Genomic DNA, 18,883 nt, shown 5'->3' with positions numbered 1-18,883 from the left:
CAAGAATTTGTATATTTATAATTAATGTTTATTGGCTTATTGTAGTGGTAGATTTTTAGCACAAATATTCAATCGGGGAACTATACTTTAATCCACCACAAAACTGCTGTGCGAAACACTGCACCCGCCATTACGCCAAACCGCTGTTAGCCGTTCGCCCTTCATTCTGTCAACCAATTTAGAGCCTCTTCTATAATGCCGTTATACCAATCTACTTCATTGTCTGTCGAGTTAGCCAATTCATTTGAACGCTCGAAAAATCGTTGAACGTGTCTTGGTTCGGGAATATAATTTGCGTTATAAGAGTCCTGAACCATTTTTATGAAAACACTCAAAGGCAATGGAACGATTGTTGAAAATCCACCATAATATTGAATGTTCATTTTGTGTAGTGCGTAAAAATGGGCTTTGCAAGCGTCATTTATGTTTGGGGCAATGAACAAGCAGTAAGCAGGTTTTTCAGTTTCACGCTTATATTTTGCAAGGTGTCTTGTTACTGGTTCTCCCTCTGTTTCATACTGTCTTTGTCCGCTTTGCATTGTTACTTCTACTGTTAAACCGAAGTCACCATAATCGCAAATAATGTCAGCCATATTGCCCTGTGCTGTTGACATTGGATTTCCAAAGTCATCAAATTTTAAATTGGCTTTAATTTCTCCACCGTCCAACATTGTCATTGCTCGCCAAGTGTTCCACTCCAAAATAAGTGGCGTGTCGTAAAGCGAATTATCAAGTATTTGGTCAAACGTTGTTGAAATATCTTCAAAAAGTCGGTAGTCCTTGATTGCTGCAACTTGTTCCGTTATTATTTGCTCTTTTCGATTTTCTAATTGCTCTGCAAATATGTTTTTGAGTTCTTGTAATGTTGCGGTCGCACGAATATTGAGTTGCGGAAACTCTGCCCTGATTTTTTGTTCTAATAGTTCTCTATTGTCTGTTAGCAGTGTCGGAATTTGGCGATTGCCGAGATAAGCAACATATAGTCCTTCGTTATCAATAAAGCAAGGTTCTCTGTCGGTGTGTTGCAAGAAATAATCAACTTCCTGAATCTTTTCAGGAACTATTGAGATTGATTTTCCTAAATGAGAAATGTTTACCAAACCCGTTGCTCTCAAATAACGAACACAAGCATCAGCGTAATCTCTCATATTGCTTGCTTTGGTGCTTAGAAATTTTGCAATCGAAGCATCATTTGTTTCTCTGGTTCGTGTATTTCCTGAACTTATATCGGCACTGTAAATTTCTCTTAGCTCTCTGTCGAAATATTCTGCTCTAAAACGCTTGTAGTTTCCCTCATTCTGTGCTTTGGCAATTCTGAATTGGTTGATTTTCTCAACAATAGTGTCAAACTCTCGGTAATCCACTAACTGCAAGCCAAACATCATTAACTCATCAAATTTCAATGAGCCAAAGTGTCTAATGAGTCTGAAAAGTTCAAGGTATGGTTTAACCCAAAATTCTGCTGAATTTTCAGTTGGTTTATGGAATGGTGAAGGAACTTGAAATTTGAGAAGCTGTCTTAAAAATATTTCGTCTTTTCTTCTTGAATTTACGAGTTCTTCTCCTGCTGGTGTAAGTTGAATTGTCGGTGATAGAATTACAAAACCAAGTGCTTTTGGTGCTCTATTTATTCTGTCTCTTGCACTAAATGCTGGGTCATTTGCACCTTCGCCATTGAAAAAGTTTTCCTCTCTCAATAGCTCCATAAAAGCTCTTTGAGTTTCAGTATTCCATTTTTGTCCTGCGAAATGGGCGTTCAAAAGCCCAATTTCAGGAATCATCTTTGTAGGTGTCCGTGGTGAAGTGGTTACAAAAATTACTTTACTGTCAATTCTAGCCATAGGAAACAGATTCTTCTTCTAATATTAATTTTGGTTCTCTCTTTAATGCTTCATTGCCATAGTTAGAAATGAGAATGTGGCTCGCTTCGGACTTAAATCTGTTTCTAATATTTACCGCATAGGACTTGCCATATTCATCTACAATGTAGTCGCCATATAGTTTTTCTGTTAGCGGTGTTCTACCAATAACCATAAGTGCTTTGCACTTTAGTTTTTTATATTGGTTAGCTAACTCAATATGATTTTTTTCATTGAATCCGTCTTTGTGTTCAGCATTGCCATAATCAGAAAAAACACAATCATATGGCGGGTCTAAAAACATAAAGTCGTCTTTGGTCGCCATTTGGAAAATCTCGGAATAGTCGAGATTATATATTTCTGTATTTGCAAGTAATTTGCTGTGAGATTTTGTAACCAATGAAGTGTTTAGGTTCGCATATCGACCATAAGGCACATTAAATTCTCCTTTTGCATTGTAGCGTATCATTCCTGAATATGCGGTCTTATTTATGAAGAAATAAAGCAAAGCATCAGAGTATTTTTTTTCAGTAAGTTCATTGAACATATCTCTGATTTGATAATACAGAGGTTCGTTCTCGTCATCAACTCTTTTATCAGGCGTTTTACTTTTTAGTTCTTCAAATTTTTTTCGGTTGATAGCGTAAACTCGCTCTATCTCAGTTAATTCTTTTCTGAGTCTTTCAAAGTCGTTTTTTACACCTAAGTAAAATGAGATAAGTTTTGAATTAATGTCATTTATGATTGCTCTTTTCGGCTCTAAGTGAAAGAACAACGCACCACCACCAAAAAACGGTTCAATATATCGTCCGTTGTATTGTGGGATATGTCTAATCAAATAAGGGATTTCTTTTGATTTTCCTCCTCTATATTTTATTAAAGGCTTCATAATCTTGCTGATTTACTTTTGTTGCTATAAATATAGCACACCTTTGGTATTTTTTAGCTAAATTATTCCCAAAGGGGTAATATTTTGTAGTAAAACTCTCTACTCACATCTTACACACTTGCACTCCTCTCTGATGATTTTATTTTCCTCTCTGCTGTAAAAATCTTTCCAATCTTTAGTTTCCTCTTGTTTTTTCGTAATATCACAAATTCTTTGATAAAAAATATAGGGTTGGGTAGGACAGATTCGGATATTTTTCTCATCTGCAATTATGAGATAATTATTGGTTTTATCAAATTGCAAGCTAAGTACCTTGCTCTCGTTTTGAATCGAGAGTAGAGGCTCATTGATGAGATTCCCTACTTTGATGTCGTCCATTTTCCAAAGCAATACGGTGCCGTCCCAACTGCCTGAGGCTACGTACTGATTATCAGGACTTGTTACTATTGTCCTTACAATGCCTCTATGCTTTTTTTCTATGGCAAATTTAGCACTAAAATCATTTTTTTGTAGATTTTCTATGCTGATTTCCCACAACACAATCAACCTGCCGTTTACATCTCCTGCGACTAACCATTTTTGGCGTGGGATATAAGTAAGTGCATAAATTCCGCCTCTATTGGTTTGCTGATAAATCATCTTGCTTTGCTTGCTTGGGTCGTTCAAATCCAAAGCGATGATACTGCCTTGCTCATCTGCAAAGATTAGGTAAGATTGATGTTGATTTTCTATGATAACCAATTGTCTAATACTGCTTGCTTGTTGGAGGATTGGTTTGTAGATGTGATTTTTTAAATCATATTGATAGACAGAGCCTTGTATTGCATAGAACAAAGCATTGGCATTTTTTGAATGTACCATTGTCAGGATACTCCCTGACTGACTTACTAAGACTTCTTTTATAGTAGGATTTGACGTGTTCCAAGCTACGATTTGTCCGTCTTGGGTACTACAATAAATTTTTTCTTCTGCTATGATAATGCTACGGGGCGAACTCCTCTTAGAACCTGTGCTGAGTTTTTCTACTCCTTTCAGCTGGGGCAGACCTTCAGAGGAGGAGAATAGGAGTGCTTTGTTGATACCTTCATCTTGGTTATTGAAAATCAATTCATTGTCTTTGGTGATTGCCATTGCCCAAGACTCTGTATTTTCGTATAAATAGTCTTTTTGTTGGGCGATAAAGGCTTGACGCAAGGCATAAAATACTTCTGAGGAAGTTTTATTTACGCTCACTTGGTAGTTAATTAGGTCTTGAAAGGTCAATAAGTTGCCATAATTACGCCTATAAATAGGTATTCTCCGCTGATTGGGCTTAAAATAGACCGTATCCTCGTAGCGTGTTCTGATGTCATTTACGCTTTTGATAGTATTTTGTAAGCCATTTTTCTCCATTTGGTAAGCAGCTAAGGCAAGCCTATTTTTAAAATCTATGTTTTCTGTTTGGGCAGTGGATAAAATTGCTAACTCTTTGGCTTTGGCGTTAAATTCTCCTAACTTAGATTCTGCATTTTGCTTTTCTGCTTGCCTACTTTTGATTTCTGCCTGAAAAGCGGCATCATTGGCAAGGGTAGCACTAATCTGTGATTCTCTACTTGCCTTTTCTGCCTCTATACGTTGCTTACGTGCTGATTCTGCGGAATCTCTGGCAATCTGCTCCTGCCTTTTAGCTAAAGCCGCTGCCTGCTCGGCTCGTTCCTGTTCCAAAAGAGCTAATTCTGTAGCCTGCTCGGCTCTCACACGTTGGACTTGGAAAGAATCTCGGGCTTGGAGTGCTTTTTGTTTTTGGTAATCAGCGATTTCTTTCATGCGTTCTGCATCTTCCCTTCTCATCTCGGCTTTTTCTCTCTCGTTCATTGCAAAAATTCCCAATACTGCAATGACTCCTGTTACTATAAAAATACTGAAAACCAATACCCTACGCAAGAAAACTTTTTTATTGCGTCTTTTTCTACTCAATGCTATCAATCGAGTTTCGTCTTCTGTCCAAACCCTCATGCCCTTTTGCCCTGCTTCTACCAGATTGAGGTCTGTTTCGTCTAAAAGAATTTTTTTATTGTCCACAAAATCAACTACTTTGCTCTCTAAAATACGAGCAGCTCTTTGCCCTGGGCGGTCAGAGTTTTTGTACTCATTTTGAATCAGTGGGGCGAGGGTATCATGAGCAAGTCCTGTAATACTTTCGGTGCGGTTAGTAAGCAAGTACAAATCCTTACAAACTAACAGCAAGTCAAATACTTCTGCTCTATTTCCATAGCGATTCTCGATTTCCTCCAAGCTACGCGTGTCTGCCGTTCCTAAGTTAGTTGTATGGAAGCTAAGCAAGTCCAAAGCCAAGCCCGTCTGCTCAATTTCAGGATTCCATGACCTCAGCTTGCCCATTTGTTGGTAGAAAAAATCACCTAATAGTACCCCTTCTCTCCTCAGTTCTTGGTATCTATCCACCGAAAAAACCCTATAATCATCTTGGACTATCATATTCCACATTTTTGTTAGCAAGATTTGCAAGACAGGGGCGATAGAGGAGTCTTTGTCCTCCAGTAAGTCATCTGCGATAATAGCAGGGAGGTGTTCTTGGATTTCTAATCGGTATTTTTTCCTTAGTTTTTCTGTACGCGTAAGTCCTGTAACTACATCGATAATATCCTTTTTGTCTAAATGTGTTAAGAAAATATTTTCTCTCGGAATACCTTGAATCTTGAGCAGTTCCTCTATTTCAGGGTGATACTCTTTGCGATAGCTTAAAATGAGTTTCCCTTGTGGGCGATTTTGAGGATTTTTAAAAATGCTATCTAAATCAGCTAAAAATATTTCCAACTCATTAGGAAAAGCCGTGTTAGGCTGGGTAAAAACTTCTTCTACTTGGTCTAAGATGATGACCACAGGTTTCCCTTCTTTTTTTTCTTTGGCTTTCCAATAGCTAAGCAAGGAATCATTATGACCAATTTCTATTTCTTCTTCTATTTTGTGGAATCTTTTTTCATTAAAAATAGCATTGCCTTTGCGTTTCTGCCTCAAATCTTTGATGTCTTGGGCTACTGCTTTGGCTTGTTCGTATTTGTAGCGTTTGGCTTCGTGGGAAAAAACTTCCTCATTCTTCCTTTTAAAGCGATTAATCACAGCCAACAACTCTACTTTTAAGGCATCTTCGGAATGGAGGGCTATGCTTTCTAATTGGGCTATTTGCTCTAAGGTTTTCAAAAAACTTCCATTGATATTCAGTAGGTTATCTATCTGGTTTTGTGTAGTATGCCCGTTTTGGTAGCTTGTTTTTTCCTTAAACTCCAAAGCCTCTTTGAGCGTGCCAGACAAGCCTAACTCTCTATTACGTCTAAGATAAGCTACCTGATATTCTCCTTCTAAGCGAGGCAACAAACCCGCATCAAGTAAGGAAGACTTGCCTACGCCAGATTGCCCATAGAGCAAAATCACGGGGGCAGAGTTTTTAGAGGAAATACGATTGTATAAGTCCCTAATGTAGTAAGACCTACCAAAGAACACTTCCGCATGGCGGCGTTCATAACGCCCTAAAAACATAAAAGGCTCATCAGGTAAGTCATAGTTAGCGGGGATTTCTGGCAAGCCAAAAAGAGGGTTTTCTACTGCTTCAGGAAGATTCCATTCTTTGATAAGCTCTGCTCCCGTCCTTACGTACATTTCCCAAGGGAAGCGGTCTTCGGTAGCTTTGACCTCTCCTTTGCGATATAAGCCTCTCACACTATTTGAGCCTTTCTGAATTTTTACATAGTCTATTGCCTCTAACCAAGCTCGCTCTATGCTTGCCCCATTTGCCAAACCTCCATAAAAGCGAATGGAAAGTGAAGTAGCTATGTCATCACTGATAGCTTGCGAAGTACCTATCACTATGGGAACGCCTGCCTCGACCAATTCCTGTGATTGTTGTTGGGTACTACAGCCATTAAAAAAAATGAGTTTTAGCCCTTTTTGTTTAGCGAAAAAAGACACCAGCCCTCCTCCGTGTGCAATGGAATGTGAACCATCTAACTGCTCCAAAAGCAGCTGGTAGCCGTCTGCATGACCTCCATAGTGAAAAACAGCTATCCTATCTTTGTAGCGATTGTCTTGGAAAACATCTAAGATGTTCTCAATTGTGGCATTTGCTCGCTCTAAAACTTCGCACAGCCCTGCGTCCTCAGCTTCGTACAAAGCCCTGCGAACGCCGTCCATCTCTAAGGGTAAGTTCCTCAGATAGCGAGTATTGTCGACCTTATCGTTGGCAAAGGCAAGAAATATGATAGGTTTTGCAGGCATTGGGGGCTTTTAAAATTTTTTATCTGATAATGTGCAAGTTAGAAAATTTTGGAATAAAATGAGAAAAATAGTGAAGGAAATTTTTACTACTGTTAATTATTGGGCAAAATTACAATAACAAATTTGCCAATTTATTTACTTCCTAAGCATAAAAAGTAAAAAAATATAAAGGCTGCTTGACTTTTCAAACAGCCTTTATCATCTAAAAAATTACAATCCTAAGTCTTTTATGATGGCTGTAATCCTTTCTTTAAGCACCTGTTCGGTAGCATCGTAGTCTGCTTTTGATTTCAGGGTAGTATTTACACTAAAATAAAACTTAATCTTAGGCTCTGTGCCAGAAGGTCTTGCCGAAATCTTGCTACCGTCTTCGGTGTAAAACTGCAATACGTCTGATTTGGGAAATGCTAAAGGAGTAGTCGTGCCTGCTATCAAATCCTTGGCGATACTCTCTTGGTAATCAAGCACTTTAGTAACTTTGCTTCTATTGATGATTGTGGGAGGGTTTCTGCGCCACTCAGCCATCATTGCTTTGATTTCTTCTGCCCCTGTTTTACCTTTTTTGGTAATAGAAATTAGGTTTTCGTAGTAAAAACCATATTTCAAATAATTATCTATGAGCATATCAAACAAACTCATGCCCTTGTCTTTGGCATAAGCCACCAACTCGGCAATCATTCCACAAGAAGCTACCGCATCTTTATCCCTCACCGCATCACCTATTAGGTAGCCGTAACTCTCCTCGCCTCCTGCAATAAAAGTTTCCTTCCCTTCTTTTTCTTTGATAACTTCGGCTATGTACTTAAAGCCTGTCAAAGTATTGTAACATTTCACCCCGTTTGCCTCAGCCATCTTATCTATCAATTCAGAAGTTACTATTGTTTTTACCACCATTTCCTTTCCTGTAATTTTCCCTGCCTCTTTCCAAGCCTGAATCATGTAGCCGATGAGCAAGCTACCTGTTTGATTCCCATTCAAAAGCACAAATTCACCTTTATGATTTTTTACTGCGATTCCTACCCTGTCTGCATCGGGGTCAGTCGCCATGAGTACGTCTGCATCTATCTCTTTTGCCTGTTCTAATCCAATGCGCATCGCTTCCTCCTCCTCAGGATTAGGATAAACTACCGTAGGGAAGTTTCCATCTGGAGTGGCTTGCCTTTGCACGATATGGACATTGGTAAAACCCATTTTTTCTAATAATTTGGGGACGAGCGTGATACCCGTTCCATGAATAGGAGAAAAAACAATTTTTAAATCTTTCTGCCTTTGGATAACATCTTTGGAAACAGAAAGCCCACAAATCATATCTAAATAGACCTCATCTACTTCTTTACCTATGATTTGTATATTTTCTGCCATACGCTCAAACTTAATTTCCTCTACGGAAGTAATTGCATTTACTTCTGCGATGATGTTTTTGTCATGTGGTGGTGTAACCTGTCCTCCGTCAGTCCAGTAGGCTTTGTATCCATTGTATTCTTTGGGATTGTGAGAGGCAGTAAGTACAACCCCACTATGGCACCCAAAATGGCGAATAGCAAAAGAAAGCTCAGGAGTAGGACGCAAAGACTCAAAGAAATATACTTTAAAACCATTTGCAGAGAAAACATCTGCTACTATAGAGGCAAAAAATGGGCTGTTATTTCTACTATCGTGAGCCACAGCTACTTTTACCTGTTCGTTGGGGAAGGCTTTTTTAAGGTAGTTGCTTAACCCTTGTGTAGCCGCCCCTACCGTATATTTGTTCACGCGATTAGAGCCTACTCCCATAAGTCCACGTAAGCCGCCAGTACCAAATTCTAAATCTTTGTAAAAAGAGTCTATGAGTTCTTCTTCACTCATCTTACTAATGGCTTCTTTGGTTTCGGCGTCATAGTTTCCTGACTTCCATTGGTCTATTTTTTTCTGAATTGTGATGTCCATATTGATTTATTGGAATTTTATATTTAAGTAAGTAACTCAACTGACTTATCTGACGGTAGTCAGACAAGCCTTCATTCCAAAAGTAAAAAACTTTTTTGCTTATTCCAAGAATGAGGACATAGTAAATTTCTCTAATATTTTAAGCGTAGCAGATTTTTTTGTCTAAAAAAAACTGTTTACCTTTATTAAAATTTTGAAGCATCAATCTAAAATGAATATGAAAGTTTTTTTTCTCAGACAAGGATTATTTAGCCTGCTTATTCTTATTCAAATAACTTGTTTATTTGCTCAATCTCCACTATGGCAAGGCAAAGGGCGAATAGTGATAAGTGCCGATGGAAACGAACACGACCACGACGACTGGGCAGCCACTCCTTTGTCTTTGGCTTTGATTGCGGCTAAAGGACTACAAGATAAACTGACGGTTTATATTTACTCCGACCATATATGGGGGAGCAATTATGAGCATCCGGGTGTGGACGGCGTAACGCCCTATGAACAAATGAAAGAAAGTACACTGAAAGGAGGAAAAATATTTGGATTTAAAAAAACCAAATTTATATGTGCTGTAGATAACCCTGAATCAGCCTATGAGGCATTAAAACAAGAAATAGATAAGTCCGATGAGGGAAATCCACTTTTCATTATTGCCGATGGTCCCGTTCATGTAATCGGTGAAGCGATTGCCAGAGCAAATAAGGACAAGAGAAAATATGTTACCGTCATCTCTACCATTAATAATTGGAATGATACTCATGCAGACCAACCCTATCCATGGGAGAGCCATTCGGGGTGGACTATGCCAGAAATTAGACAGAGTTTTTCAAATGCTGAGGGTGGCGAGTTAAAAATTGTTTCCATTAAAAACCAAAACCTTTGCCTAATGAAGAATTGGAAAGAATACGAGTGGCTCATTACCGCTCCAGCGCGTAATCATAGCTACTACAAAAAAGGGAGTTGGCGATGGCTCTTTGATAGGCTTTGCATGAGTATCAAACCTGTTTCTGGAGCTGAAAATTACTATGCAATAGATGCTTCGGACGCAGGGAAAGTGGTCTATCTGCTTACTGGGATTGAGGATACTTCGCCTCAGTTATGTTATGAGATAATGAAGAATCCTCCTCAGAAATAAGCAAAAACAGCACTTAGCACCTTTGGTATGCCTTGGTTTGATTTCAATTGATGATTTCAAACTTTCCCTCAACGGCATACCATCGCTTCCATGCTCCTCCCTCTCCCTCCCATGTGTTTAAGTCAAAAGTGTGTGCTGTATTACCTTTGATTTCATAAGTACGAACGGCATTTTTCCCCCGCTCCCAAGTAAGAGGCTGCCCTACTTGGCACACCTCAGGTTTTTCAGTTTGATTGATAAGAAAGTAGGCATAGTTCTCTCCCACTACTTGCAATTTTCCACTTGGCTCTATACAGACAGCAGTCCGCTCATCTACACCAATACCCTTGGCTTGTTTCCAATTATAGTCTTGGTATAGGCGAGCCAAAAAGGTAAAATGCCTACCTTGTCGGTCACGTTGTGAATAATGTGTATCTATAATCGTGCTTTTAAAAAGGTTAATTTTTAAGAAGTTACTTGTTTGTAAGCTCATAAAGGTATGGTAAGGATTAGCTAAGGCTTCCGCTGAGATAATAGAACCTGTAAGTGCATCATAGATGCCCTCCCCAAGTACAGCACTGCCTGCACTTGTACCTCCAATAGCTACCTTTTTCTCATTGATAAGATAGTTAAGAGCTGCTTCCACGGGAGTTTCCTTCCAGAAATTGATATAATTGGCTTGGTCGCCTCCTGCGATGAATACCGCCTCAGCTTCTTTTAATCGCCTAATTACATAACTATCTCCCGCTAATGCTCTTGAGTTGATAAGTAAAGTTTCCACCGAATTAACTTTATGTAAGTCGTACAAGTATTGATTGTAGCCAGTACCTCCTGATGCCCTAATTATTACCAAATCCCCGCCGTCTGAATGTTCGGCAAGCCATTTCATGGCTGCATCTACGTCTGCCCCTCCTCCTGCTAACAAAAAGCCAGCTTTATGATTAGTTTTTACATCTACGGTATCTCCTACGATGCCAATAGCGGCTGGGCTATTTTTTTGCTTATCTAATAGCTGAGGACTATGCTTGGTTTGACTACAAGCCATGAGCATAAAAAATAAAAATAGTAACAAGTGTAAGTACATTTTCAAATTTAGTTTATAAAGTTGTTTAAGATTCTTTCTTTTACCAATTCTGTATATAAAAATTACCATAATTATTTAGTTAGTCTAACTTCATTAAAATCAATGTCTATTATAACTGCAAAAACCTAATCCTGTTAGTCAAGAGTTGCAATGTTAGTCCCCAAAGAGTTGCCATGAAATTGCAGGTTTGGGGAGGATACAGCTATTCCTTATGTTTATGCCCCCTATTTACTAACTTTTGTTAAATGCAAGATAAGATTTCTATACTTTCCATTAAAAAAATCTAATTTTAACACCAAAATTTGATGCTGTGTGTCTTTCACAGTGAATTACTTTTCTAAACCAATAAATCATTAACACAAAATAAAAAATTATGAAAAAGTTACACGTAGTATTATCTGTATTTGTGCTGTGCTGTTGTTTTAGCTTAGTACAAGCCCAAATCACGCCTCCTGCACCCAGCCCTGCGGCTTCTGTAACCCAGGTAGTGGGTTTGACTAATATTTCAGTTAATTACTCTCGCCCAAGTGCCAGAGGGAGAGTAATTTTTGGAGATTTAGTCAAATACGACAGAGTTTGGCGTACAGGAGCAAACCAAGCTACCAGAATCTCCTTCTCTGATGAGGTTACTATCGAGGGAAATAAGTTAGCCAAAGGCGAGTATGCAATTATGTCTTTCCCCAATCCCAATGAATGGACGGTAGTATTCAGCAAAAACTTGAATACAGGGGAAGGCAACTACAAGCAAGAGGAAGACGTTTTGAGAGTAAAAGTAAAGCCTATGACTGCTGCAAACAAGGTAGAAACTTTTACTATTTCTTTCACTGATTTGGGCATGAACTCCGCTAATTTGGAGTTTGCTTGGGAAAATACAGTGGTTAAACTAAAAATAGAAACCGATGTAGATGCCAAAGTGGAAAAACAAATCGCTGATTTTACCAACCCCAATAAAGATGCCAATGGTTTCTTCCAAGCCGCTTCTTACTATTTCAATAACAACAAAGACATCAACAAGGCTTACGAGTGGATTGTCAAATCTACGTCTATGCAACCTCAATACTGGACAATGTACCTGAGAGCACAAATAGAAATGAAAATGAAAAAGTACAAAGATGCTATGGCAAGTGCTGAGAAATCTATGGAAATGGCAAAAACGGCTAACAATATGCAGTACGTAGAGTTCAACGAGAAACTTTTGGCAGAGGCTAAAAAAATGAAGTAAAAAATGTAAAAGTTAAATATAGGCTATCTAAGACTAAAATGGTTTTAGGTAGCCTAATTTTTTAATACTTACTTTAATTTTTTATTATTGCTAAATATTTGTATATTTGATTTTGTATTTACCCTCCTCAATTTTTTTATTAAGTTGGAAACTTATGCAGGAAAATACACATCGGCAAGTAGATGTTCGTCAATTTATTAACCGTTTTAGTTTCAATACCATTCAAGGCAGAACTTTGGTATTGGTTTTTCTATCTTTAGCCTTATTTTTTACTCTTTCTATTATCGTCTATGTGCAGAATCAGCAGACCTATCGCATCAGTCGCGACGTAGAACATTTGGAAATACCTCTGGCACTTGCTGCCTCCAGTTTGTCAAGTGGTTTAGACAAAGTTACTGCCTCCCAAGAAGCCTACATTATGTCTGGCGATGAGACAGATAGAACAGAACGTACCCAAGTATGGGAAAAAGAAATCAAAGTAGCCTTGGAAACTCTCAATCAACTAAGCAATGAATCCAACTCAAAAGCAGACAGACAACAAGTGGCAGAGATTAACCGATTGCTTATAGATTTTAAAAATGTTCAGGATAAAGTAGATAACTATTTTTTAGAAAATCGTCGTGCTTTTAACTACGAGGGCATTAGCACGGACAGCGTCAGTGCCATTGCGATAGAACAACTTGCTCAGTATAACCAAGACCGCAAAACCCAACAAAAAATGGTGGAAATGCTGGCAACAGAAGCTACCCCCATTCGCCAAAAAATTGCTAATGCCATACAACCACTTATACAAACCCAACAAACCTTGCTGAAAAATGAGGTCAACCTAATCCAATCCAATATCCAAAGAACAAACATTACTATTATTGTTTTGGGAAGTTTGGCGGTAATTTTAATTTTGGGCATATCCTATTCGCTTATCCTCAATTTGCGTCATTCTATTGCTTACCCTGTAGCTTTGCTAAATAAACTTGCCTTAGGCGAGTTAGACCAAAAACCTCACCAAACCAAAGACGAACTCAATGCAATTATTCAAGCGGGTTTGCAACTTTCTGAAAATCTCAAAAAGGCAAGCGAGTTTGCGCTGAGCGTAGGAAAGGGTAGATATGATGTTGATTTCCGGCCTACCAGCCCAAATGATACCTTAGGAAATGCTCTTATGCAGATGCAAGCCCAACTCCAAGCTGCTACCATACAAGAGAAAAAACGCATTTGGGCAACGGAAAGCATGGCAAAGTTTGTGGAAATCATACGCAGAGATTATACTTCCTTCAAAGAAATGCTTGATGAGGTCATCTCCAATCTGGTGAACGTGCTCAGTGCTAATCAAGGAGGTATCTTTGTATTGAATAATGACAATGCCCAAGAAACCTATTTAGAATTAGTTAGTTGTTATGCTTACAACAAAAAAAGATTTGTAGAAAAAAAGATTCGGGTGCGAGATAAATTTGCCGAGGGGCTTATCGGACAGGCATACATAGAAAAACAAACCCTTCATCTCAACGAAATTCCCGAAGGTTACATGCAGATTACTTCTGGACTGGGAGAGGCTACCCCCAGAGAATTGCTTATCGTTCCTCTAAAAATTAATGACAAAGTTACAGGAGTCATAGAATTGGCGAGTTTCAAACCTTTTGAGAAACAAGAGGTTGATTTTATTGAGAAGTTAGCGGAAACGCTTGCTTCCACCATCGTTACCACTAAAATTAATGAACAGACCAAAAAACTCTTAGCTGACTCACAATCGCAGCGTTTGATTCTGCTTAGCAAGGAGGAGGAGATGCAAAAAACACAAAAAGAACTTGTGCAAGTCAAAGAAAGTTTGGAGATAGAAATGCAAAAGCAAAAAGCAGCGATGCAAGAATTAGAATCCAAAGAAGCTACCTTAGAAGCGTTGATTAATAACATAGACGATGTAGTGATTGTGTTGGACACTCAGTATAGACTTATCCTTTTCAATGAGGTATATCGCAATAACCTCAAAATTAGGACAGGTATGGAAGCCGAACAGGGGCTATATATCTTGGATACTTATTTGCCTGAGCAGAAACCTATTTTTAAAGCCTATTTTGATAGGTGCTTGGCAGGAGAAAAATTTGTGGTTGAGGAAAAACTCTTATTTGCCCAAGAAGTTCGATACTATGAGATTCATTATAACCCCATCAAAGACGAAAATAAACACATTACAGGAATCTCTATCTTTACTCGTAATATTACCGAAAGAAAGCAACAAGAGAACAAGGTCATAGAAGCAATACAAATGGAAAAAGAGAGAGCTAAGATACAAATAGAAGCCCAAAAAAAATTATTTGAGCAAAGTATCACTGCCTTCAAAGAAAAAGAGCAACATTTGGTACAAAAATTGGCAAAGGTTGAGAATGAATTGACTTCTTTTAAAAATGAAACAAAAATTTTCTAATTTTGCATAAATAATACTTCCCCCTTTAAAACGAGCAGGCATAAAATCGTTAGCAAGCAAATTCTTTTCAGTCTATTTCAGCATAAATAATGCGTAACTCATTTACTTACAAAGGGCTTCAGTTTTTACTATATGCGTGTTTCCTTAGTCTATCTACTATGTATATAGCTGTGGCTCAAAAAGTGCTTGTAGTAAGTGATGAAAAAGGAGAGTATCCTATCAGCACAGAATTGTTTTACTTAGAGGATTCTCTCAAAACCCTGTCTATTTATGAGATTGCTTCTGGAAAATACGACCACCTGTTTAAGCAGTTAGAAAATACCAATACGAACTTAGGTTTCTCTAATTCAGCATTTTGGGTCAAATTGGAGATAGATAATCAAACTACGCGCCAAGAAAATTTTTTTTTAGAAATCAACTATCCTATGTTAGACAGCATAGAAATTTACTATGACGAGTTGGACAAGTGGTTGGTCAAAAAATCTGGCGATTATTTTCCTTTTAGCACTCGCGAAGTCAAAAATAGAAACTTCGTATTCCCTATTACTATTTCTACTTGGGATTCCAAAGTTTTTTACTTGCGTATTTCTTCAGACGGCAATAGTGTACGCCTCCCAATGACGCTCTGGACCCCTATCGCATTCAGCGAATACAATCACAATATTCAGTTTTTCTTTGGGATTATCTACGGCATCATTTTGCTAATTATTTTAGAAAATATATATATCTTCTTCTCTATCAGGGACACCAGCTATCTGTATTACGTCTTTGCTATGCTGAGTTCCTTTTTTCTCATTACTATTCTCAATGGTCATGCTTTCGAGTACCTCTGGCCCGAGAATGTATGGATGCAAAATCATATCCTGCCCGTCATTACTCTTTCTTTGGGCTTTTGGACAGCAGTATTTTGCAGAGATTTTTTAGAAATGAAGGAATATTCTCCTGTATTGGACAAAATTTTAATGAGCTTTGCTCTTGTTACTGTAGGTTTAATGATACCTTCCATTATTCTCCCTTCCTTTATTATGTCTGTGGTAACTTCTTTGATAGGATTGTTAGAGGGAGTTACTTTATTTATTGCCAGCCTACTTGCTGTTTACAGAGGTAGCCACCCTGCTCGCTACTTTTTATTGGGGTTTTCATGCTACGGCTTAGGACTATTGGTTTATTCTGTAAAACATTTAGGGCTTATCCCGCTCAATCTATGGACAGACAACAGTATTCAAATAGGAGCGGCGGCACAGGTCATCTTACTTTCTTTTGCCTTAGGTTCTAAACTCAAAGAATTTAAGCGTAGGAATGCCAAAGTAAAAGAAGAAGCATTACAATTACAGAAACAGATTAATGAGCAGTTGGAAGAGAAAGTAGCAGAAAGAACCCAAGAAATACAAGAAAAAGCACACGAACTCGAGGCGGCATATAGGAACATGGCTTTACTCAGTCAAATAGGGCAAGAAATCACCTCTACGCTTAGTATTGAAGATATTTTTAGCAAATTGTACCGTTATGTCAATGACATGATGGACGCATCAGTCTTTGGAGTAGATATTTACAACTCTGAAAAACAGGTTATTGAGTACAAACTCAATATAGAACGCAACCAGCGGCTGCCTTCAGAGGTGATTCCGATGACTGATACAACTAACCTTTCTGTATGGGTAGTAAAAAACAGAAAGGAAGTATTTATGAATGACTTTGCCAAAGAGTATATCAACTACATACCTGATTATCAGCCACCTCCAGTGGCTGATGTTGAACCTGCTTCGGTGATTTACATTCCCTTAGTCGTAGGGGATAAGGTACTGGGCGTAACTACTGTTCAGAGTTTTGAAAAAAATGCCTATACGCATCAGCACTTGGAAATTATGCGTACTTTGGCATCTTATACCTCTATCGCCTTAGACAATGCCTCTGCTTACCATGAAATAGAAAACTCTAACATAAAAATTACACAAAGTATCCGCTATGCAAAGCGCATCCAAGATGCTATTTTGCCAGATACCGAACTAATTAAAAAGAATTTTGAGGAATATTTTATCATTTATCACCCCAAAGACATCGTCAGTGGAGATTTTTACTGGTTTGCTGAGTTACCTTCCGCCAACGGCAGTTCCCAAACAGCTGGGGTCATACTTGCCGTAGTAGATTGCACAGGACACGGCGTACCGGGGGCGTTTATGACCATGATGGGCAATGACTTGCTCAACCAGATTGTCATAGAAAATGAAATTACCAGCCCAGATTATATCATTGCTGAGCTGGATAAAAAAGTTACTAAAAACTTAGACTCTTCCTTAGAAAAGCGCAATGATGGCATGGACGTAGCCGTAGCTGTCATAGAAAGAGAAAAGCAACTCATTCATTTTGCAGGAGCAAAACTTCCTCTGTATAGAGTCCGTAATGGAGTGTTAGACCAAATCAAAGGCAATATTTTCCCAGTAGGCAGTAAGCAATACAAAAATGATAAAGTTTTTGATAAGCATAGCATTTCCTACCAAAAAGGAGATACCATATACTTATTTTCTGACGGCTTCCAAGACCAGTTTGGAGGAGATAAAAAAAGCAAATATACCACCAAACGCTTCCGACATTTTCTTACCGAAATGTACGGCATGAGCATGGAAGAGCAAAAAGAAATGCTCGAGAAAGAACTAATTTATTGGAAAAATGGAGGCAGGCAGACCGATGACATTTTGGTAATGGGCTTTAAATTGTAGAAAAATAAATAGGAAATACCTCTAAAAGAGTATAAATTTATTTTTAAATATAAAATTTTACTTTTGCATCGTACCATTCACTAATCAAAGCTATTTTTACAGTTAATTGCTTAACCAATGAAATATATTTTCATGATTAAATTTATAGGTGTGTATATACTATTCAGTATAGCATCTTATGCGCAGTCCTCTTTTTCCCTTCGCCAAGCGATTAAACAAGCCGCACTGAATCACCCCTATTTGAAAATTGCTCAATATAATATACCCATTTCCCAAAGTGATATAATTACCGCAGGGCTAAAATATAATCCTCAGCTTAATAATCAGACTTTATTGCTTTTTGATAAAGGGCAATTTGCTGATAACTCCTCCTTTTTGATTAGTGGGAGGAATAGACAAGACTGGTGGCAATTCACGCAAACTTTTTATGTAAAACAACAAAGACAACGAAAAATAGATTTTGCAAAGGAAAATGTAAATTTGATAACGAAAAGCAATGAAGATTTAAAAAGAAACTTGGTGTATGAAGTAGCTAATTTGTGGTTAGATACATGGATTTTACAACAAAAACTTATCTTACTAACAGAAACAAAAAATAATGTGGATACGTTGGTGCGAATCAATGAAAATCGCTTGAAGAACGAAGTCATTTTACCTTCGGAACTCACTCGTACTCAGATTCTTTCAGAGCAGTACCAACTCGAGATTCTTAGTACAGAACGTTTGTTTTCCACCCAAAGCAAGTCTTTGGCTTTTTTGCTTGGCAGAAATGACAGCGTAAATGTTACAGAGGTCGACCTCGATTTCCAAAATTTGCCACAGACCTTAGATAGCCTCTTAGCCTTAGGTTTTAGACAACGTACAGATATTCAAGTAAATCAGCAAGCTATTATCACCGCAGAAAGTAATATCAAACTGCAAGAGGCACTCAAATATCCCCAACCTGAACTGGGCATCATCATCAATCCGCAAAACAGCATTATGTATGCAGGCATTTTTGCCACCTTACCTATCCCACTTTTTGACCGCAACCAAGGTGAAATCCAAAAATCAAAAGTAATCAAACAACAAGCCGAACTCCAACTTAGCACAAGCCAACAACAAGCCCAAATAGAAATCCTCAATGCCTATAATTTATATCAAACAGCTAAGCAAAATCTAACCAGATTTAGTAACATTGTCGATAAGTCAAGGCTGGTAGTCAATACTGTTCGTTATGCTTACCTGAAAGGAAATACCACCATCATTGACTACTTAGAAGCCCAACGCACCTTCTTTGATACTCAGCAATTTTACAACGAAGCCTTACAAGATTTGCAGAAAAAATACATTCATCTGCTTTATGTAAGTGGCTGGATTCAACAGTTAGTGGAATAAATGGAATGGT

The 18,883-nt window shown here is 38.1% G+C and carries 10 protein-coding genes; 5 read left to right on the top strand and 5 right to left on the bottom strand.

The features are described from left to right. Positions 1–161: 161 nt before the first annotated feature. From BM141_RS18005 to BM141_RS17990, 4 genes are all read right to left on the bottom strand, one after another. The gene (locus tag BM141_RS18005; RefSeq protein WP_091548863.1) at positions 162–1,841 is read right to left on the bottom strand and encodes an AlwI family type II restriction endonuclease; all 1,680 of its coding nucleotides are present in this window, start codon (positions 1,839–1,841) and stop codon (positions 162–164) included. Next, the gene (locus tag BM141_RS18000; RefSeq protein WP_091548862.1) at positions 1,834–2,748 is read right to left on the bottom strand and encodes a DNA adenine methylase; all 915 of its coding nucleotides are present in this window, start codon (positions 2,746–2,748) and stop codon (positions 1,834–1,836) included. The genes BM141_RS18005 and BM141_RS18000 overlap by 8 nt, the downstream gene beginning before the upstream one ends. A 99-nt stretch (positions 2,749–2,847) precedes the next feature. Further along, positions 2,848–7,017, bottom strand: coding sequence for an nSTAND1 domain-containing NTPase (locus tag BM141_RS17995; protein ID WP_091548861.1), 4,170 nt, complete (start codon positions 7,015–7,017; stop codon positions 2,848–2,850). Positions 7,018–7,227: 210 nt separating this feature from the next. Then, a complete protein-coding gene (locus BM141_RS17990; protein ID WP_091548860.1) occupies positions 7,228–8,943 on the bottom strand; it encodes a phospho-sugar mutase in 1,716 nt (571 codons plus the stop codon). Between the two features lie 217 nt (positions 8,944–9,160). On the opposite strand from BM141_RS17990, the gene BM141_RS17985 reads away from it, so the two are divergent. Then, on the top strand, positions 9,161–10,075 hold the full coding sequence (locus BM141_RS17985) for a hypothetical protein (RefSeq protein ID WP_143090981.1): 915 nt from the start codon (positions 9,161–9,163) through the stop codon (positions 10,073–10,075). A 43-nt stretch (positions 10,076–10,118) separates the two neighbouring features. Here BM141_RS17985 and BM141_RS17980 read toward each other — a convergent pair whose 3' ends face one another. Beyond that, on the bottom strand, positions 10,119–11,138 hold the full coding sequence (locus BM141_RS17980; RefSeq protein ID WP_177217441.1) for a cyanophycinase: 1,020 nt from the start codon (positions 11,136–11,138) through the stop codon (positions 10,119–10,121). A 373-nt stretch (positions 11,139–11,511) separates the two neighbouring features. Between BM141_RS17980 and BM141_RS17975 the strand changes: the two genes are divergently transcribed. The 4 genes from BM141_RS17975 (at position 11,512) to BM141_RS17960 (ending at position 18,873) form a co-directional block, all read left to right on the top strand. Next, positions 11,512–12,360, top strand: coding sequence for a DUF2911 domain-containing protein (locus tag BM141_RS17975; RefSeq protein ID WP_091548857.1), 849 nt, complete (start codon positions 11,512–11,514; stop codon positions 12,358–12,360). A gap of 154 nt (positions 12,361–12,514) precedes the next feature. Continuing rightward, positions 12,515–14,779: a GAF domain-containing protein gene (locus BM141_RS17970; RefSeq protein ID WP_091548856.1), complete on the top strand. Its 2,265-nt coding sequence runs from the start codon at positions 12,515–12,517 to the stop codon at positions 14,777–14,779. Between the two features lie 89 nt (positions 14,780–14,868). Further along, complete coding sequence (locus BM141_RS17965; RefSeq protein ID WP_091548855.1) at positions 14,869–17,496, top strand: 7TM diverse intracellular signaling domain-containing protein; 2,628 nt, start codon at positions 14,869–14,871, stop codon at positions 17,494–17,496. A 117-nt stretch (positions 17,497–17,613) separates the two neighbouring features. Then, positions 17,614–18,873 (top strand): TolC family protein, encoded by a 1,260-nt coding sequence (locus BM141_RS17960; protein ID WP_091548854.1) that lies wholly within the window; start codon positions 17,614–17,616, stop codon positions 18,871–18,873. Positions 18,874–18,883 lie beyond the last annotated feature (10 nt).

Origin of the sequence: Thermoflexibacter ruber (assembly GCF_900113045.1) — a bacterium.
Classification (GTDB): Bacteria; Bacteroidota; Bacteroidia; order Cytophagales; family Thermoflexibacteraceae; genus Thermoflexibacter; species Thermoflexibacter ruber.
This window is presented reverse-complemented; position numbering and strand designations above follow the sequence as displayed.